Origin of the sequence: Thalassotalea profundi (assembly GCF_014653195.1) — a bacterium.
GTDB classification, from domain to species: Bacteria; Pseudomonadota; Gammaproteobacteria; order Enterobacterales; family Alteromonadaceae; genus Thalassotalea_B; species Thalassotalea_B profundi.
Genome location: NZ_BNAH01000001.1, coordinates 374146 through 396212, shown reverse-complemented (window position 1 = coordinate 396212; position 22067 = coordinate 374146). Strand labels below are relative to the sequence as shown.

The following is a 22067-nucleotide window of genomic DNA, read 5'->3' as shown; positions in this document are numbered from 1 at the left end:
TTTTATAATGGTTGATTAACGGTGTTTTCTCTTAAAATATCAAGCTCTAATTTGGCATATCTATGTTCAACAAATTCAAAGACATTCGTACTTAAAGCCAATTTATAAAAATTAGCAGCATCATGATTATTACCATTAATTTGATTAATTTTACCTAAATAAAAATAGGCTTCACATAATCGGTCACTTAATTCTTTATTAGTTTGAACGCCGTTAGATAAAATATTCATAAATTTATCTTGTGATATTTTACCTAAATATAAATTAATAATTTGCTTTGCCCACATTTTATCCGAAATATTTTCGGCTCTATCTTCTAAACTAGCTAACGCTTGTTCATTGGATATTTCTCGCTCAGCTAAAAATAACCATAACGCTCGATATGGATCATCAATTCTATGTTGATAAAAAGCTTTTAAGTCTTCAACCGCTAAGCTAGGACGTCCGCCATAATACAGAGCAATTCCTCTATTTAAATAGGCAAACTCATGTTCAGAATCAAGTTCAATGGCAGAATCTAGTGAATCGTAAGCCTGGGTATATTCTTGTAGTTGAGTATAATGAATGCCTAAGAAGTTATATGCATCAACTAAGTCAGGCTTTAATCTTAAGGCACGGTTAAAGTCTAATCGTGCTAATGAACGTAAACCGACACTGTCGTAAATAACACCACGATCATAAAACAGCTGTGCTCGTTGCTCATCAGTGATATCTGCGCGCTGAATAACTTCACTCATACGTGCTAACGCTATTTCACTTTTATAATTAATTTCGACAGGTTCAGCAATAATTAATTGACCTGTAACATTACTATACTGAGATAATGATGAACAAGCTGAATTCAACAATATCAGTCCGAGAATAACTATTTGATAAAATATTTTCACTAAACGCTCTAACCTCTGAAATTACTTATACTGAGTATAATAAAAAGGGAGCCGTTAAGCTCCCTTTTTATTAATATTGACAATAGTTGTTACTATTTAATCAAGTGACTGAGTTAAATTACTCAGCAGAAGAATCGTCCTCAGATACAGGTGCTTCTTCTGCTGGCTTTTCAACAGCTTCTTTCATACTTAAGCGAACTCGCCCTTGGCGATCAACTTCAAGCACTTTAACGGTAACTTCTTGACCTTCTGTTAGCACATCAGTTACTGCATTTACTCGTTCTTCAGATATTTGAGAAATATGAACTAAACCGTCTTTACCAGGAAGAACGTTAACAAACGCTCCAAAGTCAACAATACGTACTACTTTACCAGTGTAAACAGAACCAACTTCAATTTCAGCGGTTAATGCCGTAATTCGAGCGATTGCATCTTTTGCTTGTTCACCATCAGTTGCGGCAATTTTAACTGTGCCATCATCTTCAATTTCAATAGTTGTCCCCGTTTCTTCAGTAAGCTGACGAATTGTTGCACCGCCTTTACCAATAATGTCGCGGATCTTATCTACACTTACCTTCATTGTATGAATGCGTGGTGCAAATTCAGATATTTCTTCGCGATGGCCTTTAATCGCTTCGTCCATTACACTCAAAATATGAGTACGTGCAGCGCGCGCTTGGTTTAACGCAATTTGCATAATCTCTTGTGTAATACCTTCAATTTTAATGTCCATTTGAAGGGCAGTAATACCTTCAGTAGTACCCGCTACTTTAAAGTCCATATCACCTAAATGATCTTCATCACCTAAAATATCTGAAAGTACAACAAAATCGTCGCCTTCTTTCACTAGACCCATTGCGATACCGGCAACAGATGCTTTAATTGGCACACCAGCATCCATAAGAGCTAATGAAGTACCACAAACAGAGGCCATTGAAGATGAACCATTTGATTCAGTAATTTCAGAAACTACACGCACTGCATACGGGAATTCTTCAGCAGAAGGCATAACGGCTAGCATACCACGCTTAGCTAAACGACCATGACCAATTTCACGACGCTTTGGAGAACCAACAAAACCAGTTTCACCTACACAGTATGGAGGAAAGTTATAATGCAACATAAAGTTGTCAGTTTTTTCACCCATAATGGTATCTAAACGTTGTGCATCACGTTGTGTACCTAAGGTAGCTGTTACTAATGCTTGTGTTTCACCACGGGTAAATACAGCAGAACCATGAGTTCTTGGTAACACCCCCGTCATTACATCTAATGCACGGATCATTTCAGGATCTCGACCATCAATACGTGGCGAACCTTGGGTAATACGACCGCGAACAACTGTTTTTTCTAAGTCATGAAATAAGTCTTTTGCTTCCTGAACATTTAATTCAGCATCAGCTTCTAACAGTTGTTCTAATACCGCATTACGAATTTCAGCTATTTTTTCATAACGAGAAGCTTTTTCAGTAATTTGATACGCTTCATTAACTTGAGCTTCAGAAAGCTCTGCTATTTTGGCAATTAGCTCTGCATTTTTAACTGGTGCTTCCCATTCCCATTTAGCATTACCAACTTCTTCAGCCATTTCTTTAATTGCGGTAATTGCAGTTTGCATTTGCTCATGACCGTAAACAACAGCGCCTAACATGACTTCTTCTGATAATACATCTGCTTCTGATTCAACCATTAATACTGCAGAATCAGTACCTGAAACAACTAAGTCTAATTGAGACGTTTCTAATTCAGACTGTAAAGGGTTCAATAGGTATTTACCATCGGTATAACCAACACGAGCCGCACCAACAGGACCATTAAATGGCATACCCGAAATTGCTAATGCTGCAGACGTGCCTAATAACGAAATGATATCTGGAGAAATTTCAGGGTTAGCTGAAACCACTGTGATAATCACTTGCACTTCGTTGGTAAAGCCTTCCGGAAATAAAGGACGGATAGGACGATCAATTAAGCGCGCGATTAATGTTTCTTCTTCTGATGGACGACCTTCACGCTTAAAAAAGCCACCAGGAATTTTACCTGCAGCGTATGTACGCTCTTGATAGTTAACAGTTAAAGGGAAAAAATCTTGACCTTCTTTAGTTTCTTTTTTACCAACAACAGACACTAATACCGAAGTATCATCCATGCTAGCCATCACCGCACAAGTTGCTTGACGGGCGATTGCGCCGGTTTCTAATGTTACGGTATGTTGACCGAATTCAAATGTTTTTGTAACAGTATTGAACATATATGTTCCCTTTAAATATAAGGTGATTAAATTTTAAAAATAACCAATCTGTACAATTATTTATTCACTTAAAACGGCTTTTACGCTACTAAGTTGAACAAAAAATTATACAGTTTGGATTGATTAGTTTTGCAAAAAATCAGATGTTCTGAAAATTTGCAGGCACATTATACTATCAAACCATGGTTTTACTAGGGAAAACAAAGATGTTCTTAATAAAAGTGATAATTAACCATAAAAAAAGGAGCTAAAAGCTCCTTTTTCATCATTGTCTTCAATATGAAGACAATTAATAAACTAAATCTTAACGACGTAAACCTAATTTACCAATTAAAGACGTATAACGTTCAACGTTTTTGCCTTTTAAATAATCAAGCAACTTACGACGTTGGCTTACCATACGTAATAAACCGCGACGTGAATGATGATCATGGATGTGCGCTTTGAAGTGACCTTGTAAGTGGTTGATTTGTGTAGTTAACAAAGCAACTTGCACTTCAGGAGAACCAGTATCACCTTCAGATTGTGCATATTCTGCAACGATAGCAGCTTTTTGTTCAGCATTTAAAGACATAATTTTTACCTTAATTTTAGTGTTTTAATAATCGCGTCAAGCCGAACACTAAATCAGCAAGACGTTCAAAGAGCGCGTATTCTATCAGTAATCTTCGTAATTGCAACTTATACTGAGCGAATAACCGCCTAACCTAGTTTAATACCGTAATACGTTTAGGCGACACTAACCCATTATCATCTATTTGACCAACACCTATAAATTCACCGTTTTCAATATCATCACCTATGTAAACTTGAACTAAGCCATCAAGCGGTGCATTTGAGCATTGAACAGGGTTACCATGGCGTAAAAAATTAGCTGACATATCATCAACAAAAACAACCGGTATACCATCGCAAGCTGTTTTCATTGGTAACAGTAACGGATCTAAATACACCGACGGCGGTACATCTTCAGCTTGTGCTTTTTCTAATAAAGCATTAAGTGCATCCATTGTAACCATTTTATCTGTTGGATAGTTACCGACAGCAGTACGACGCAATTGTGCGACATGAGCACCACAGCCCAACAATTCACCTAAATCGTCAATAATAGTTCGAATATAAGTACCTTTAGAAACATGAATATCTAAATCAACTTCATCATCTTCAAATCGTAATAAGTCTAATCTAAATACAGTAATATCACGGGACTCTCTTGGTACTTCAATACCTTCACGCGCATATTTATATAAAGGTTGCCCCTGATACTTTAATGCAGAATACATTGAAGGTATTTGCTTTGTATCACCACGAAAACTGTCTAAGGCAGCGTTTAATTGGTCATTGGAAACTGTAACCGGTTTTTCACTAACAACTTCACCATCTGCATCACTTGTCGTAGTCCGAATACCAAGCTTAGCTGTTACTTGATAGGTTTTGTCTGTATCTAACAAAAACTGAGAAAATTTAGTACCTTCACCAAAGCAAATAGGTAGCATACCAGTAGCAAGCGGATCTAACGCACCGGTATGCCCTGCTTTTTGTGCAAAATAAATGCGTTTCGCGCGTTGCAATGCATGATTCGATGACATTTCGTATGGCTTATCAAGTAGGAGAACACCATTAATTGGGCGACCTTTTCTTTTCTTTGCCATTGCTTAACTGCCTTCAATATCACTTTCTTGTGATGCATTCTCATCAATTACATCATTTTCGTGTTTTTTACGATCTTCAGCAATAGCTTTATCTACTAATGTCCCCATACGAACACCTTCTACCATTGAACTATCATAAATAAAACGTAATTCAGGCATAATACGTGCTTTAATGCGTTTAGCTAAAAGTGTACGAATAAAGCCTGCTGCATCATTTAAAATACTAAGTGACTCATCTACATTTTGTCCTTCTAAAGTAAAGAAGGTGACAAATATTTTAGCGTAAGCAAGATCTCGTGTTATCTCCACTGCAGATACTGTTACCATGCCTAAACGAGGATCTTTCACTTCGCGTTGAATGATCATCGCAATTTCTTTTTGGATTTCTTGACCCACTCTGTCGGTACGAGCAAATTCTCTTGCCATTGGAACTCCTATAAATCAAAAAATCCCAATAATACCATTGGGATAAATATTGGGATTAAAATGGGGGCTAAGCCCCCATTAGTACGATATTATTAATTTAACAATTATAATGTACGCTTAATTTCAACTGTTTCAAATACTTCGATTTGATCGCCTACTCTAACATCATTATAGTTCTTAACACCGATACCACATTCAGTACCATTTCTAACTTCTTGAACGTCATCTTTAAAACGACGTAAAGATTCAAGTTCGCCTTCGTAAATAACAACATTTTCACGTAAAACGCGAATAGGAGCACTACGCTTAATAATACCTTCGGTCACCATACAGCCTGCAATAGCACCAATTTTCGGTGATTTAAACACGTCACGAACTTGAGCTAGACCAATAATTTCTTGTCTGAATTCTGGTGCAAGCATACCGCTCATCGCTTGTTTAACTTCATCAATTAATTGATAAATAACGCTGTAGTAACGTAAATCCAAGCTCTCAGACTCAATGACTTTACGCGCAGCTGCATCAGCACGAACGTTGAAACCAACAACAATAGCATTAGATGCTGCCGCTAATGAAGCATCTGTTTCTGTAATTCCGCCTACGCCTGAACCAATAATTTTTACTTTAACTTCATCAGTTGAAAGTTTCACTAGTGAATCAGAAATAGCTTCAAGTGAACCTTGTACATCAGATTTCAATACAACGTTTACTTCAGAAATGTCACCTTCAGCCATATTTGAGAACATATTCTCAAGTTTAGCTTTTTGTTGGCGAGCTAACTTAACATCACGGAATTTACCTTGACGATAAAGTGCAACTTCACGTGCTTTTTTCTCATCTTTTACAACAGTTGCTTCATCACCTGACTGTGGCACACCACTTAAGCCAAGGATTTCCACTGGAATTGAAGGGCCTGCTGACTTAATTTCTTTACCCAGTTCATCGCGCATCGCTCTAACACGACCATATTCTAAGCCACAAAGAACAATATCACCTTGGTTTAATGTACCTTCTTGAACAAGTACCGTTGCTACAGGACCACGACCTTTATCAAGTTTAGATTCAACTACAACACCGCTTGCCATTTTATCTACAACGGCTGTTAATTCTAATACTTCAGATTGTAATAATATAGCATCAAGTAATTCATCAATACCTGTACCTGCTTTTGCCGACACATGTACAAACTGAACATCACCACCCCATTCTTCTGAAAGAACGTCATGTTGTGATAATTCACTTTTAACGCGTTCTGGATCCGCAGCTTCTTTATCCATTTTGTTAACGGCAATAATAATTGGCGCTTCAGAAGCTTTTGCATGTTGAATTGCTTCAATTGTTTGAGGCATTACACCATCATCAGCAGCAACAACTATTACAACAATATCCGTTGCCTTAGCACCACGTGAACGCATTGCTGTAAACGCAGCATGACCCGGAGTATCTAAGAAAGTGATCATCCCATGACCAGTTTCAACATGATAAGCACCGATATGCTGAGTAATACCACCCGCTTCACCTGCGGCAACTTTTGCTTCACGTATATAATCAAGTAATGATGTTTTACCATGATCAACGTGGCCCATAATAGTCACCACTGGCGCACGAGTAATCGCTTCTCCAGAATGTCCTCTGTCAGAAAGAACGGCTTCTTCCAAGGCATTCTCTTTTACTAAAACAACTTCACGTCCCATTTCTTCGGCAACTAATGCGGCTGTTTCTTGGTCAATAACTTGGTTAATAGTCGCCATAGCGCCCATTTTAAACATAACCTTAACAACTTCAGCGCCTTTTACCGACATTTTGTTTGCTAATTCTGCTACAGAAATAGTTTCACCAATGCGTACTTCATTCATTTTAGTTTCAGCAGGTTTTTGGAAACCATGTTGTAAACTTTGTGGTGCAGATAACGTTTTCTTGCCCTTACCTTTACCAAATTTAGCATTTCTATTATCAGGAGATGATTTCTTTTTACGACGACGACGACTACCTTCATCTTCTGAATCAACTTTATCTTCTGCTTCTTGCGCATATTTAGATGAAGTCAAATGAACGATATCATTTTCATGCTTTTTACGTTCAGCTTCTTGTGCTTGCCAACGTGCTTCATTTTCCTCAGCTAGCTTTTTAGCAGCTTCTGCTGCTGCTTTTGCTTCGGCTTCAGCTTTTGCTTCGGCTTCTTTTTCAGCAATTAAACGTATTTTTTTTGCTTCCTCGCTTTCAGCAGGAGCTGGTGTAGCTGGCTTTTCAGCCGCTTTTGCTTTAGCTGCTTCTTTTGCTTTAGCGTCTGCTTCTGCTTTGGCTTTAGCTTTAGCTGCCGCTTCGGCATTAGCTCTTGCTCTAGCTTCTTCAATAGCTTTGGCTTCAGCTTCCGCTTTGGCTTTAGCTTCTTCAGCAGCTTTTGCTTCAGCTTCAATTCGCGCTTGTTCTTCAGCTTCTGCCATTTGCTTTTCTTCAAGCTCACTACGCTTAACGTACGTACGTGTTTTACGCACTTCAACTTGTACTGATTTGGCTTTGCTACCACTACCTAATACTAACGTTGATTTTTTCTTACGATTTAACGTCATTTTACTTGGCGCTGATGATGTGTCATCACCATGCTGTTTTTTCAAATGCTCTAAAAGCGATTCTTTCTCTTTTTGTGTGATAGAATCAGAAGAAGACTTCTTCATCCCTATGTTTGCCAATTGGCTCACTAATCTCTCAACCGGTGCACCAATTTCTTTGGCGAGTTCTTCTACAGTTACGTCTGCCATCTTATTAAGTTCTCCCGGCTTTAATTATTCTTCGTTAAACCAACAAATGTTACGTGCAGCCATGATTAATTCACCTGCTTTAGCTTCATCTAATTCGTCAATATCGGCTATTTCATCAACACCTTGTTCTGCTAGATCTTCTAGGGTAATAATACCGCGACTAGCAAATACAAACGCTAAATGACGCTCTAAACCTTCAAGGTTTAATAAGTCTTCAGCGGGCTCTGCATTTTCAAGTGATTCCTCACTGGCTAATGCTTGTGTTGTTAGAGCTGCTTTTGCTCTTTCTCTTAATTCTTCAACGATATCTTCATCCATACCGTCAATTTCTAATAATTCAGATGCTGGCACGTAAGCAATTTCTTCTAATGAAGTAAAACCTTCATCAGCAAGCAAGGTGGCAAAATCTTCATCAATATCAAGTTTTTCAGTAAATAAAGTTAGTACTTTATCATTTTCGGCTTGATGTTTTTCATTCATATCATCAACCGTCATCACGTTGAGTTCCCAACCAGTTAACTGGCTTGCTAAACGTACGTTTTGACCACTACGACCAATGGCCATAGCTAAATTACCTTCTTCTACAGCAATATCCATTGTGCCTTTGTCTTCATCCACAATAATCGATGCGACTTCAGCAGGTGCCATTGCGTTGATAACAAATTGCGCTGGGTTATCATCAAATAAAACGATATCAACACGTTCGCCGCCTAATTCACCAGAAACGGCCTGCACTCGAGAACCTCGCATCCCCACACAAGCACCTACCGGATCAATACGCTTGTCGTTACTTTTAACAGCAATTTTGGCGCGTGAGCCAGGATCGCGAGCAGCGCCTTTAATCTCCAACATTTCTTCACCAATTTCTGGTACTTCAACGCGGAAAAGTTCAATAAGCATTTCAGGTTTAGTTCGGCTTACAAATAATTGTGCGCCTCGTGCTTCAGGTTTTATTGCGTAAAGTAACCCACGTACTCTATCGCCTGGACGAAATACTTCACGTGGTAACATGTCATCACGATAAATTATTGCTTCGGCATTATTACCTAAATCTAAAATCACACTATCGCGGCTAGCTTTTTTAACTACTCCAGTAATTAACTCACCAACTTGATCTTGATAGGCATCTACAATTAATGCACGTTCTGCTTCACGTACCTTTTGCACAATTACTTGTTTAGCAGTTTGTGTCGTTATACGGTCAAAAGTGACTGACGGAATTTGCTCTTCAGCATAGTCACCAACTTGTATTTCAGGTTGATCGTATTGTGCTGCTGCTAAGCCAATTTCAGAATATGGATGTTCAACAGGCTCGTCAGAATCATCAACAACTAACCAACGTCTAAAAGTATCGAATTCACCGGTTTTACGATCAATACTAACTCGTACCGATATGTCGCCTTCATATTTTTTCTTAGTGGCAGTTTCTAAAGCCGTTTCCATTGCTTCAAAAATACTTTCACGAGGTAATGCTTTTTCGTTAGATACGGCATCTACAACTAGTAATATTTCCTTACTCATGCTTTTTAGCCTTTCGTTATTCGTTTTAATTTAAAAGTTTATTATTCAAAATTAGGTACAAGGTTTGCTTTATCAATATTACTAAAGATAAGTTCATAATCTTCGCCATCAACATTGACAATTAAAGTGTCATTTTCAATAGACACTAACTTGCCTTTAAATTTTCTTCGACCATTTAATGGCATTGAAATTTTTACGTTAATTGTTTCACCAACAACCTCTTGAAAATGAGGCAAATCAAACAATGGTCGATCTAATCCTGGAGAAGACACTTCCAAGCTATATTCAGAACTGATTGGATCTTCAACATCCAAAATAGCGCCGACTTGGCGACTAACTTCAGCACAATCATCAACATTAATGCCATTTTCATGATCAATAAATATTCTTAGAATTGAATGTTTACCTGCGCTAACAAATTCAATTCCCAATAATTCTTTGCCTACCTCTTCTACGGCAGGACGTAACATTTCCGTTAATTTATGCTCAAACTTAGCCAATCAACTTCTCCAATAAATAAGAGTCCAGAAACAAAAAAAGGGCTTATAGCCCAGCGATAAATCTTGCTGTTTTGTATTTTTTAAATAAAAGATACAAAAAGACCCCAAAATTCGGGGCCTTATTCACTGAACCCACGACAACAAATAAATAAAATTTACCTATTTGCGATAACAATAATAAATTTAAAGGGCAATCCTTTAATTCTACAGTGATATATTGTTATATTTTGATGACGGGAATTATATAGTGAAGCGTGCCATTACGCAAGGCAAAATCTAATATAGATATTAAACTGAACTTAATTGAAAAACGATGAATTATTCCGCCGTTTTATTGGCAATGTATATACAATTAGATTTATCTACATTTTTGATTTACAAGCAGTTAGGAAAACTAATTAATTCATGTTATAACTGCAATTAATGGACTAATATAGCAGGATTAATTAGCTCTAAAATAAATATTCTTTTTGGAAAATTTAACTAAAATAGGTTAATTAATTAACTCGGCCGATGAAGCCACCCATAATTATTACTCTTATTTTTAAGATCACAAGGTTAACTATGTATACATATTCGCAGTTGTTATTACGCAATATTATATTTGGCTTATTATTTAGTTTAACTATTTCAGCCATTGCGGTAGTACTATCAAAACAACTTTTTAGTGAGCAACAGCAACAACATAAAGTATTTTTATCTCAAATTACCACTATAGAAAACATTGACCATAAACAGTTATTCAATCAACTAAATAACGCTTTCAACTACACTACGTTACTAGTCAAACATGAACAACAAACAATTTCCTCAATAGAGTCGACTTTATCTGGTATTGAACAGTTTTTTGCACCCAATATTACCAAGATAACAACTAAAGATAATTACACCATTAGCTTTCAGTTAAATTTTACTAATGAAGTTAATTTTGTGCTGATAGTAATAGTATCAATATTTATTATTAGTGTCTTAGCATCAATTATTGCAGGCTGGTTAAGCTTAAATCGATACACTAAAGTCATCACTCTTGTGAGTGAGCAAATTAAATCTGGTATTAATCGTATTGTTAACCCTAAAGAAAAAACACAAGATAATGCAATTGATAGCATTCTTAACCAAGCTAATATCCAAACTATTTTAACTGATCTTCAAAATGTACTAAATCAACATATTGAAGGAGCAAACCTACTTAAAAAAGAAGCCTACATTGAACCATTAACTCAACTTGACAATAGAAGTCGATTTGTTCAGTTTTTTGATAGTCAAAGTGAATCAAACAAGTCTGGCGTGCTAACTATAACTCGCTGTTCAGAGTTACAAACAATCAATCAAATTCATGGTTACCATGAAGGCGATAATTATATTTGTAAAGTTGCAGATATTATGAAAAGTTCTGCTGAACGCTATCAAGGTTCACAATTGTTTCGATTAAACAGTTCAGATTTTGCTACTATTTTACCAAATACTACGATGCAAGAAGCTGAACGTTATGCACAATTACTTACCGATCAGTTTAATCAATATCAACAAGCATCCGACCTGGATTCTGTGGCTTATACTGGCCTTGTCTCTTTTGATAAGCATAAACCACTAGGAGAACTATTAGCTTTAGTTGATACCGGAATCAGTATTGCCCAAACGAAACAGATTAATTCCTGGTTTGCGCAAAAAGATACGGATATTTTAGAAAGTAGTAGTGCCAGTTATGGAAATCAAAATTGGCGACAAGAAATAGATAATGTATTAGAAAATCAAAGAGTGACTTTACTTGTTCAACATATAAAACCAAATAGTCGTAACAGTAAAGTTTACAGTGAAATATTAGCTAGGTTCCTTAATTCCAATGAAGAAATGTTACCAACAGCATCTTTCATTGCTATGGCTGAAAAGCTGGATAAAATTGTTGCTGTAGATCGCATGATAGTTGAATGTGCCATTGAAGAAATTAAACAAAAAAACATGTCTGATCATCACTTCGGTATTAACCTGAGTGCTCGTACTATTCATGATGAACATTTCTTAATTTGGTTAGAACGTCGCTTACTTAAAGATTCAGTAATTGCCTCAAAGCTTGTTTTTGAAATTACCGAATATGGTTTGCAGCAAAACATTAAAACCAGCAAGCGCTTTATTGATATGATTCACCGTGTAGGTTCACGCTTAACTGTTGAACGTTTCGGTGTGGGTTTAACTTCATTTAAATTCTTTAGAGATTTAAAGCCTGACTATATTAAAATGGATAGTACTTATACTCGAGATATTGATGAAGATAAGAATAATCAATACTTTTTAAGGTTAATGGTTGACTTAGCTCACCGACTAAGTATTACAGTATTAGCAGAAAGTGTTGAAACACAAGAAGAAAAATTTACATTAGAAAAACTTTTTATTGATGGCTGCCAAGGGTTTTACATTGGTAAACCTGAACCCATTTAAGATATTTTCTCTCAAATATATTCTCGCCCTATTAAAGAATTAGGGCGAGTTATAATCCACTAACTGCCTACAAATATTGACACTTCTTTAAGTTGACCCTTTACAAAAGCGATATATTTCACATTTATTGTAATAACCCTACAAGTGACCTGTTGTTTATTGGCTGATAAAATCGGATAATAATCAGCATAGTCAAATAAATAGCCACAATTCATGACAGATTATTTACTGTTACTTATCAGCACAGTGTTAGTAAACAACTTTGTTCTAGTAAAATTTCTAGGCTTATGCCCTTTTATGGGCGTTTCTTCACGTACAGAAACAGCGATAGGTATGTCGTTTGCAACCACTTTTGTAATGACAATAGCATCGTTATTAAGCTACATCGTTAATACCTATATTCTTGCGCCTTTAGGTTTAGAATATCTGATCACTATGACTTTTATACTCGTTATTGCTGTAGTGGTACAATTTACTGAAATGGTGGTACATAAAACCAGCGCAAACCTCTATCGTTTATTAGGTATATTTTTACCCTTAATTACTACAAATTGTGCGGTACTTGGTGTCGCACTTTTAAATATTTATGAGCAGCATAACTTTTTTGAATCTATCGTTTACGGCTTTGGTGCTGCTGTTGGTTTTTCAGTGGTATTAATTATGTTTTCAGCTATGCGTGAAAAACTAGCAGATGCCGATGTGCCAACACCATTTAAAGGCGCGGCTATTGCCATGATCACCGCTGGGTTAATGTCGTTAGCCTTTATGGGATTTACTGGCTTGGTGAAATTATAATGTCGCTCTTATTAGCTATAGTTATTATCGGAGTATTAGCCTCATGTTTTGGTGCTTTAATTGGTTTTGCTTCAGTAAAATTTAAGGTTGAAGGTGACCCATTAGCGGAACAAATAGATGCATTGTTACCACAAACACAGTGTGGCCAATGTGGCTATCCTGGTTGTAAACCCTACGCTGACGCTGTTGCTAATGGTGAAGCCATTAACAAATGTGCTCCTGGTGGTGATGATACCATCAAGAAAATTGCAGACCTAATGGGAGTAGAAGCTCAAGCACTTGACGAGAGTCACCAAACAGATAATACCCCTAAAGTTGCTTTTATCATCGAAGAAGATTGTATTGGCTGCACTAAGTGTATTCAAGCGTGCCCTGTTGACGCAATTATTGGCACTACGAAACAAATGCACACCATCATCAGCGATGAATGTACAGGCTGTGACTTATGCGTAGCACCATGCCCCGTTGATTGTATTATTATGATGCCAATTGCTAAAAACACACGTAATTGGCAATGGGACCTTAATAGCATCCCAGTAGAACAAATAAGTTAGGTGAATAGATTGTGGAATCAGTGATTGAACGCATTGAACAAGGCAAATTTTGGAAATTTCATGGCGGTATTCACCCTCCTCAGCAAAAATTTCTAAGTACAGATAAACCTATTCGACAATTGCCTTTACCTGAACTACTCAGAATCCCTGTTCAACAACATATTGGAGAACCCGGAGATATATTAGTAACTGTTGGTGATAAGGTATTAAAAGGTCAAGCTCTTACCGTAGCTAATCACCCAATGGTTGTACCGGTGCATGCACCAACAAGTGGGACAATAACAGCGATTGAAGCCTCTGTGATCGCCCACCCTTCGGGATTAAGTGAGCTTTGTATTTTTTTAAAGCCCGATGGAGAAGAAAAATGGCGAGACAGAGAAATTTGTCCCGATTACCAGCAACTTTCAAAAAATGATTTAATCGATAAAATAGCACAGGCAGGTATTTCTGGTATGGGGGGAGCTGGTTTTCCAAGCCATATAAAATTAAATACCGCAGCCCAAATTAATTATTTAATCATCAATGCTGCCGAATGTGAGCCTTACATCACTGCAGACGACTTATTAATTCGTGAACAATGTGCCGCTATTCTAGACGGTATAAAAATTCTTGATAACATCCTCGCCCCTGCATTTATTTTAATAGGTATTGAGGAAAATAAACCAGAAGCCATTCAAGCATTAAAAAATGCCACAAAAACAATTGATAAAATAAAAGTTTGTGTATTACCTGTTATTTACCCTACTGGCGGTGAGAAACAACTCATTCAGGTGCTAACCGGTAAAGAGGTCCCAAGTGGCACATTACCCAGTGCATTAGGCATTGTTATGCATAACATAGGCACCTGTTTCGCTATAGCAGATGCCGTTATAAATGACATACCATTAATCAAACGAGTGGTTACGGTAACAGGCAAGTCCGTTGCTAAACCTCAAAATGTATGGGCATTGATAGGAACACCTGTTGAATTTCTCTTACAACAATGTGGCTGTCAACAAGGTAATAAAAAACATATTATTATGGGCGGCCCTATGATGGGCTTTAGTTTGCCATCATTTACGGTACCTGTAGTAAAAACTACCAACTGCATACTTGCTCCCGACGAAGCTGAAATTCCTGACAATGATCAAGAAGTCGAGTGTATTCGCTGTGGTCAATGCGCTGACGTCTGCCCAAGCCAACTTTTACCTCAGGAATTGCAATGGAGCGCTAAAGCACATGATCACCAAGCATTAAACGATTTAAATTTATTTGATTGTATCGAATGTGGCGCATGTGCCTATGTTTGCCCAAGTCATATTCCATTAGTACATTATTACCGTGTTGCCAAAGCAGAAATTCGCCAGCAAACACTACTAGATATAAAGGCAGAAAAAGCTAAACAACGCTTTGAAGCACGAAAAATTCGTTTAGAACGTGAAAAATTAGCTCGTGAAGAAAAACATCGTAAAGCAGCTGAAGCACGAAAGGCACGCATGAATTCAGGAACCGCTGAAGCGAATAACGAAAAATCTGCGGTAGCTGCTGCACTAGCCAGAGTCAAAGCTAAAAAAGCGCAAGAAAAAGATACTAATAATGATGTTACAGCTTCAGACACTTCAGTTGGAAGTCCGCAAGAAATTGAAAAAACTGATAAAAAATCACAAGTTGCTGCGGCTATAGCAAGAGCTAAAGCAAAGAAACTGGCGGCTCAAACAGCTCCGAATACAGAAAGTAATAAAAGCACTCAATCAAGTAATGTTATTGCAGAAGCAGTTAATAATGCTGATAATTCAAGCAAAGCAGCTGAAGGCGAAATAACAGATTCAACAAGTGTCATAAACACTAATGTAATTAAAGACATCGAAAAACCTTCAGAGCTGTCCAAAAAAGACAAAATAGCAGTAGCTATAGCGAAAGCAAAAGCAAAAAAACGAGCTACTGAGGCAAAGCCATTAAAAAATGAACCTCCTGAAGATCTTCTTTCTGAAAAACCAAGTAATGATGAGCCAGATAGTCAAATTGTTACTAATTCAACGAATAAAACAGAACAACAGGTGAAAGAACAAGCCTTATCACCAGACGACATAAAAAAAGCTAAAATAGCGGCGGCAATTGCTAAAGCTAAAGCAAAAAAAAGACAGACAACCGAAAGTATAATTAATAACGAAATACCTGACGATAACGAGCAACGCAACGAATCAGCTGAGAAAGAAATTCAAACTGCAACCCAAGGCGAATCTCTAGACAAGAACGCCCGTATTGCCGCAGCTGTAGCAAAAGCTAAAGCCAAAAAACAACAAGAGTCGAAAAATTAATATGGCATTTTGGATCGCAAGTTCACCTCATAACCATGTGCAAAATAAAACATCTGCACTTATGCGTTTAGTAATATACGCGACAATTCCAGGTATTTTAACGCAATGGTATTTTTTCGGGTGGGGCAATATAATTCACATTATCATGGCAATAGCGACAGCCTTTGCTGCTGAATTTATTGTGTTATCCTTAAGAAAGAAACCTATCCCATTAGAACTATTTGATGGCAGTGCTATTTTAACTGCAGTTTTATTAGGCGTTAGTTTGCCTGCCCTAGCTCCTTGGTGGATAACGATTATTGGCGTCTCATTTGCCATAGTGATAGTGAAACAACTTTATGGTGGATTAGGTCATAACCCTTTTAACCCAGCAATGGCAGCTTATGTCATGTTGCTTATTTCGTTTCCTGTACAAATGACTTCATGGCAGCCTCCATCGTCATTAATGTCAGTCAACCTCGACTTTATCAACACATTAAGCGTAATCTTCACTGATTTCACTAAAGAAGGTTATTCTGTGGCTCAGTTACGTATGCACGTAGACGGAGTAACAATGGCAACCCCATTAGATACCGTTAAAACAAATATCACCCTTGGTATGACAGTCACAGAAAGCTTAAATAATAAAATTTTTGATCAAGGCCTAGGTATAGGCTGGTTATGGATAAACATTGCATTTTTAGTTGGAGGGCTGTTTTTACTGTTTAAAAAAGCGATTGCCTACCCTACCCCGCTAAGCTTTTTAGCCACTATTTTTATTTTTAGTTTTATTGCTTTTTTAATCAGTCCTGATACTAACCCTTCAACCCTGTTTTACTGGTTTAGTGGTGCAACAATGCTAGGCGCATTTTTTATATTAACTGATCCTGTTACTTGTGCAACTTCCATTAAAGGTAGAATAATATACGGTTGTTTAGCGGGGGTACTTGTTTGTGTTATTAGAAAATTTGGTGGTTATCCAGACGGAATAGCCTTTGCTGTATTATTATGTAATATGGCCGCCCCACTTATTGATCAATACACTCGACCTCGTACATATGGGCATTAACTCGGAATATAAATATGCGTAAAGCCATTGAAAAAAATGCTCAATTACTCGCCCTATTTGCTGTTGCATGTACAGCGGTAATAGGTGCAGTTCACCTTATCACGAAGGATCGCATAAAATCACAAGAAGAAAATAAACTTATCACGACCCTCTCACAAATAATTGATGAGAAAACTTATAATAATGATATTTATCATGAATGTATTATCATCAATGATCAGCTGCTTAGTTCAGGTACTGAAAAAGTTTATTTAGCAAAAAATAACGACCAACCCGTTGCCGCTGCAATTACTACAACGGCACCAGATGGCTACAATGGTAGAATTAACTTAATTGTTGCTTTGAAGGTTGACGGAAGTGTTAGCGGTGTTAGAACTATCAAACATCAAGAAACTCCCGGTCTAGGTGATAAAATAGAGATCAAAAAAAATAAATGGATTGAGACTTTTAATGGAAAAAAAATCTTGCACGTTAAAGACACTCGTTGGGCGGTTAGAAAAGACGGCGGCATATTTGATCAGTTTACCGGAGCAACTATCACACCCAGAGCTGTAGTTAAAGCAGTACATAAAACCGTACTCTATTTTAACAGCCATCAAGATGAATTATTCCAAAAAAGGCCTAATTGTCAGGAGCAGTCATGAGTATACCCGCAGAATATAAAGAACTAGCATGGCAAGGTTTATGGAAAAATAATCCGGGCATTGTTCAGTTATTAGGTTTATGCCCATTACTTGCTGTCACATCAACGGTAGTAAACGCATTAGGATTAGGGTTAGCGACTCTCTTTGTACTCATTTGCTCTAATGCAACTGTATCAGCTATAAGACAGTGGGTCCCCAAAGAAATTCGTATTCCTATTTTTGTATTAATTATTGCAGGCTTTGTAACTTGCGTTCAATTATTAATGAACGCTTATGCATTAGGCTTATATGAATCTTTAGGTATCTTTTTACCATTAATTGTAACCAACTGCGCAATAATTGGTCGAGCAGAAGCTTATGCTTCAAAAAACCCGGTTAAACAAGCAAGTTTCGATGGCTTAATGATGGGACTAGGCTTTTTGGCCGTACTTTTGATTTTAGGCGCCATTCGAGAAGTATTTGGTCAAGGCACATTATTTGATGGGGCAGATTTATTATTAGGTGAATGGGCAAGTGTTTTAAGAGTCGAAGTGTTTCAATTAGATAGCCAATTTCTACTTGCTATATTACCCCCAGGCGCATTTATAGCGATGGGCTTTTTAATTGCAGGTAAAAATAAAATAGATCATATCATTAGCGAACGTCAGCCTGCCAAAGAAGAAAAAAGTATTGAACGTGTACGTGTTAATTTTGAAAGCTAGAGCGCTACTCAATTTAAAGTAGCCTAAACATAAAGTCAGCCTAAAGAAGTATTATGAATAAAGCTAAACGTCTTGAGATACTCACTAGATTAAGAGACGATAACCCAAATCCAACAACGGAATTAAACTTTTCATCACCTTTTGAATTGCTAATCGCTGTATTATTATCGGCCCAAGCAACAGATGTTGGAGTTAACAAAGCAACCGCTAAGCTCTATCCTGTTGCTAATACTCCCCAAGCTATTCTCGATTTAGGGCTCGATGGATTAAAAAGTTATATTAAAACTATAGGGTTATTTAATACCAAAGCCGTTAACACCATGAAAACTTGCCAAATGTTGGTAGATTTACATAATGGTGAAGTTCCTGAGGATAGGGAGGCACTTGAAGCCCTTCCTGGTGTTGGTCGTAAAACAGCGAACGTTGTATTAAATACCGCGTTTGGTTGGCCCACTATAGCTGTAGATACACATATATTCAGAGTATCAAACCGCACTAAATTCGCCATGGGTAAAAACGTGGATTTAGTTGAACAAAAACTTTTGAAAGTTGTACCTGCCGAGTTTAAGGTCGATGTGCACCATTGGTTAATACTACACGGGCGTTACACCTGTATTGCTCGCAAGCCAAGATGTGGCTCTTGCATCATTGAGGATCTTTGTGATTTTAAGGATAAAACAGAATAGCCCTAGGTCTGTTTTAAGCAAATTGCGGACTTAACTTAGCATTTTCATCAGGTACGCTTTTGTAAGCGGACACTGTACAACAGAAAAGAAAACAGATGCTCAATGCTTGGAGTGGGCTAGTTACGAATTTACATACGCACTACCAAAAGCGAATTGGTCTTAAAATTGCTTTATAATTATTAACACTCAATTATCAGCTAAAGCCAATGCAGATATCTTCCAGTTACGCGTCAAACTCTTTGCAAGCTTATGGGCAACGGGAAACCATGGGACGGCAAGCGGTTGCCGATGCTCCTGCTACTCCAAAAGACAAAGTTACCCTGTCAGAATCCGCTTTAGAGCTTGCCGCGCAGGTAAATAATAATAAGTTTACCAATAGTCGGGCGATGCAACTGGCGAATAGAGATGAGCAAACAGCTGAAGAGATGCTGGCTGGTTATGCTCACGAACTTAATCACACTTTGCAAGATATTTCTAATCTCGATATGGCAACCGGTAGCGGAGCGATGTATACAGTAACCAGCCAGCCTGTAACTGAAGAAAGCGAAGCACTTTTTGCACGTCAAAATGCTGCGCTGCGTGACCGGAATGAGCACATGATTAGACAGGAGCGAGAAAAGGGCACACCGGCAGCACAAATACTAGAGAAAGTAATGCAAGCGATTGATCAGCAACCGCAAGGTTACAAAGATAAGATTGACTGGGCGAGATTGTCTGCATAAGAGTTTTGACTAGTTCGTCTAACAGCATGCTGCAATACGGGATAATTTGTGAGGCTCTTACAACCTTTGCAGAACCAACTGTATTATTTCTTGCTCCAGATAGGTAGCTTACGCTTGTGATATTCGCTTTGGCCAAAAAATCGGACCTTAAATAACGATGGTACGAAAGTCTGCTATTTAGCACAAAACAGTCAATCACGTAGATGTAAAGCCAAACACCTACCTTCCTTATACTTTGGCTGGCCGACCATAGCGGTAGACACGCATATATTCAGAGTGTCAAACCGCACTAAATTGGCCACGGGTAAGAATGTCGACCTAGTAGAACAAAAGCTTTTAAAAGTTGTACCTAAAGAGTTTAAGGTTGATGTGCACCACTGGTTAATCCTTCACGGCCGTTATACCTGTGTGGCTCGTAAGCCTAAATGTGGAGCATGTATTATTGAAGATTTATGTGAGTTCAAGGATAAAGTAGATTAGCTAAATGTTTGCTTTTGAAGCACAATGACGGCATCTAAGGCGAATTTTAATTTTTAGCTAACCAATCACTCACTGTCATTTGATAAATTCAATTAGCCAAAATTAAAGTGCTAAACTGCCATTCTTCGATAAATTTTCCACCATTATGTGTATTAATCGCACTAGACGCATAGTGTTGTAACTAACGCGACAAATTTAAGAAACAAATACATTTTATTTTTGCGTATAAATTACGGTTTTTTAGGTTATACCGGATACCAAATCGCATCTTTCTTACGAATAAAAATCGCGTAAACGGCCAATCCGATAAATATAACTGATGGTACTGCTGAAGGAACTTCATAAGCAATATGATAATATGTGGACCCAATCATTACTGGAATCAATCCAGTTGCAGCCAATGCTGTCCACTTGCGCACAAACATCGCAATACCGGCGAGTAACTCAGCTAACCCAATAAAGTACCCAAACCACTCGGGCAACCCCATTTTTGCGAAACTATCGTGTAACTCTGGTAAACCAGCTAGTTTTGCTCCACCAGCCAAAATCATTACCAAACCAAGTAGTACAAGAGGCACCCAAAGTAACATTTTTTTCATCGTTTTCTCTCAAGATTATCAATTTCAATTCGTAGACTATAATTAACTATCAAGTTAACATATATTGATATTATCTTATAAACTTGATTCATATTTTTTATCATGATTACAATAGAACAATTAAAAGTCTTGAGAGCAATTGCAGAAGAAAAGTCACTAAGAGCTGCGGCAAGTAAATTAAACAAAACACAACCCGCGTTAAGTCATTCACTTAAACAGTTAGAAACACAACTGGGATTAGAACTATTCACAAGAGATAGCTATCGATTGAAGTTAACTAACGATGGTAAAACAACATTTCAAATGGCGCTTAAAGCGCTTCGAGAAGTATCGTTGATTGAACAATATGCAAACCATCTAAATCGAGGAAATGAAGCAAAAATTGTTATTGCTATAGAAGCAACATTCCCTATTGAAACGCTATTTCCAGTATTTGAACAAATGAAAAAACAATTCCCTTTAACCCAACTTTCTATCACTCAAGAATATGTTTCAGGCGCTCTACAACTTGTGGCGGAAGGTAAAGCACAATTAGCGATTACTGGCGCACCAATTGGTTACTTAGCCAAGTCTAGCGAACTTTTTTCAAAACAGATCGCAGAAGGTGAATTGATTAACGTAGCAACACCACAGATGCTAGAAAAATATCAACCATTAGATTCAATAGAAGCTCTTGTCAATGAAAATCAGATTATAGTGAAAGACACAGGTAAAATAACGCAAGACATTTATTTCAACACACAGACAGGACAACAGCGCTGGTACGTAAATAGCTTTGAAGCGAAGCTTAAACTCATATCCCATAGCCTAGGTTGGGGCATGTTGCCTAAGCACTTAATTTCAAATCAATTAGCTTCGGGAACCTTACAGGAAATTAACGTCGCAGATAAAGACAGTTCAAGTACGTTTCCATTGTATTTAATAAAAAACAAATCAAAAATGCTTGGCCCAATATCGAATGAAATTTGGAAGGCATTATCAGAACTCACGCTTTGATGCTAAAAAATTATACATTAAGCAAAAATACCCTAGAACATTTTAACGAAATAATACTCTACTTTTTAGAATTCACACATTCAACATATTGTGGGAAAATAATCGAATGTAAA

19 protein-coding genes and 1 pseudogene are annotated in these 22067 nt (G+C 37.4%); 11 read left to right on the top strand and 9 right to left on the bottom strand.

The window, feature by feature from the left end; genetic code table 11:
• Positions 1–2: 2 nt before the first annotated feature.
• The 8 genes from nlpI to rimP all read right to left on the bottom strand — a co-directional run bounded on the left by nlpI (position 3) and on the right by rimP (position 9996).
• Positions 3–887 carry a lipoprotein NlpI gene (nlpI, locus tag IE155_RS01715; protein WP_229816956.1) on the bottom strand — a complete coding sequence of 295 codons (885 nt, stop codon included), beginning with the start codon at positions 885–887 and terminating at the stop codon, positions 3–5.
• Positions 888–1005: 118 nt separating this feature from the next.
• Complete coding sequence (gene pnp, locus IE155_RS01710; RefSeq protein WP_189376345.1) at positions 1006–3138, bottom strand: polyribonucleotide nucleotidyltransferase; 2133 nt, start codon at positions 3136–3138, stop codon at positions 1006–1008.
• A 304-nt stretch (positions 3139–3442) separates the two neighbouring features.
• Positions 3443–3712: a 30S ribosomal protein S15 gene (gene rpsO / locus IE155_RS01705; RefSeq protein WP_189376344.1), complete on the bottom strand. Its 270-nt coding sequence runs from the start codon at positions 3710–3712 to the stop codon at positions 3443–3445.
• Between the two features lie 133 nt (positions 3713–3845).
• A complete protein-coding gene (gene truB, locus IE155_RS01700) occupies positions 3846–4790 on the bottom strand; it encodes a tRNA pseudouridine(55) synthase TruB (RefSeq protein ID WP_189376343.1) in 945 nt (314 codons plus the stop codon).
• A gap of 3 nt (positions 4791–4793) precedes the next feature.
• Entirely contained in the window at positions 4794–5216 is a 423-nt protein-coding gene (gene rbfA / locus IE155_RS01695) for a 30S ribosome-binding factor RbfA (RefSeq protein WP_189376342.1), read from the bottom strand.
• 104 nt (positions 5217–5320) lie between these two features.
• The gene (infB, locus tag IE155_RS01690; RefSeq protein WP_189376341.1) at positions 5321–7975 is read right to left on the bottom strand and encodes a translation initiation factor IF-2; all 2655 of its coding nucleotides are present in this window, start codon (positions 7973–7975) and stop codon (positions 5321–5323) included.
• Between the two features lie 24 nt (positions 7976–7999).
• The gene (gene nusA, locus IE155_RS01685) at positions 8000–9496 is read right to left on the bottom strand and encodes a transcription termination factor NusA (RefSeq protein ID WP_189376340.1); all 1497 of its coding nucleotides are present in this window, start codon (positions 9494–9496) and stop codon (positions 8000–8002) included.
• Positions 9497–9537: 41 nt separating this feature from the next.
• Positions 9538–9996 (bottom strand): ribosome maturation factor RimP, encoded by a 459-nt coding sequence (gene rimP, locus IE155_RS01680; RefSeq protein WP_189376339.1) that lies wholly within the window; start codon positions 9994–9996, stop codon positions 9538–9540.
• Positions 9997–10560: 564 nt separating this feature from the next.
• Between rimP and IE155_RS01675 the strand changes: the two genes are divergently transcribed.
• From IE155_RS01675 to IE155_RS01630, 10 genes and pseudogenes are all read left to right on the top strand, one after another.
• Positions 10561–12432, top strand: coding sequence for an EAL domain-containing protein (locus IE155_RS01675; RefSeq protein ID WP_189376338.1), 1872 nt, complete (start codon positions 10561–10563; stop codon positions 12430–12432).
• Between the two features lie 213 nt (positions 12433–12645).
• On the top strand, positions 12646–13227 hold the full coding sequence (gene rsxA, locus IE155_RS01670; RefSeq protein WP_189376337.1) for an electron transport complex subunit RsxA: 582 nt from the start codon (positions 12646–12648) through the stop codon (positions 13225–13227).
• Positions 13227–13781, top strand: a complete 555-nt coding sequence (gene rsxB, locus IE155_RS01665; protein ID WP_189376336.1) for an electron transport complex subunit RsxB — start codon at positions 13227–13229, stop codon at positions 13779–13781. The genes rsxA and rsxB overlap by 1 nt, the downstream gene beginning before the upstream one ends.
• A gap of 11 nt (positions 13782–13792) precedes the next feature.
• A complete protein-coding gene (gene rsxC / locus IE155_RS01660; RefSeq protein WP_229816954.1) occupies positions 13793–16078 on the top strand; it encodes an electron transport complex subunit RsxC in 2286 nt (761 codons plus the stop codon).
• Position 16079: 1 nt separating this feature from the next.
• Complete coding sequence (rsxD, locus tag IE155_RS01655; protein ID WP_189376335.1) at positions 16080–17126, top strand: electron transport complex subunit RsxD; 1047 nt, start codon at positions 16080–16082, stop codon at positions 17124–17126.
• A gap of 14 nt (positions 17127–17140) precedes the next feature.
• A complete protein-coding gene (gene rsxG / locus IE155_RS01650) occupies positions 17141–17770 on the top strand; it encodes an electron transport complex subunit RsxG (RefSeq protein WP_189376334.1) in 630 nt (209 codons plus the stop codon).
• Entirely contained in the window at positions 17767–18471 is a 705-nt protein-coding gene (locus IE155_RS01645; protein ID WP_189376333.1) for an electron transport complex subunit E, read from the top strand. The genes rsxG and IE155_RS01645 overlap by 4 nt, the downstream gene beginning before the upstream one ends.
• Before the next feature lie 53 nt (positions 18472–18524).
• Positions 18525–19157 (top strand): endonuclease III, encoded by a 633-nt coding sequence (nth, locus tag IE155_RS01640; RefSeq protein ID WP_189376332.1) that lies wholly within the window; start codon positions 18525–18527, stop codon positions 19155–19157.
• Between the two features lie 206 nt (positions 19158–19363).
• Positions 19364–19879, top strand: coding sequence for a hypothetical protein (locus IE155_RS01635; RefSeq protein ID WP_189376331.1), 516 nt, complete (start codon positions 19364–19366; stop codon positions 19877–19879).
• Positions 19880–20113: 234 nt separating this feature from the next.
• Positions 20114–20359 (top strand): annotated as a pseudogene (locus IE155_RS01630) (iron-sulfur binding domain-containing protein); the annotation flags it as partial.
• Between the two features lie 245 nt (positions 20360–20604).
• On the opposite strand, the gene IE155_RS01625 reads toward IE155_RS01630, so the two are convergent.
• Complete coding sequence (locus IE155_RS01625; protein WP_229816952.1) at positions 20605–20949, bottom strand: DoxX family protein; 345 nt, start codon at positions 20947–20949, stop codon at positions 20605–20607.
• A 111-nt stretch (positions 20950–21060) separates the two neighbouring features.
• Here IE155_RS01625 and IE155_RS01620 point away from each other — a divergent pair, with 111 nt between their 5' ends.
• Positions 21061–21954, top strand: coding sequence for a LysR family transcriptional regulator (locus IE155_RS01620; RefSeq protein ID WP_189376329.1), 894 nt, complete (start codon positions 21061–21063; stop codon positions 21952–21954).
• Positions 21955–22067: the final 113 nt, after the last annotated feature.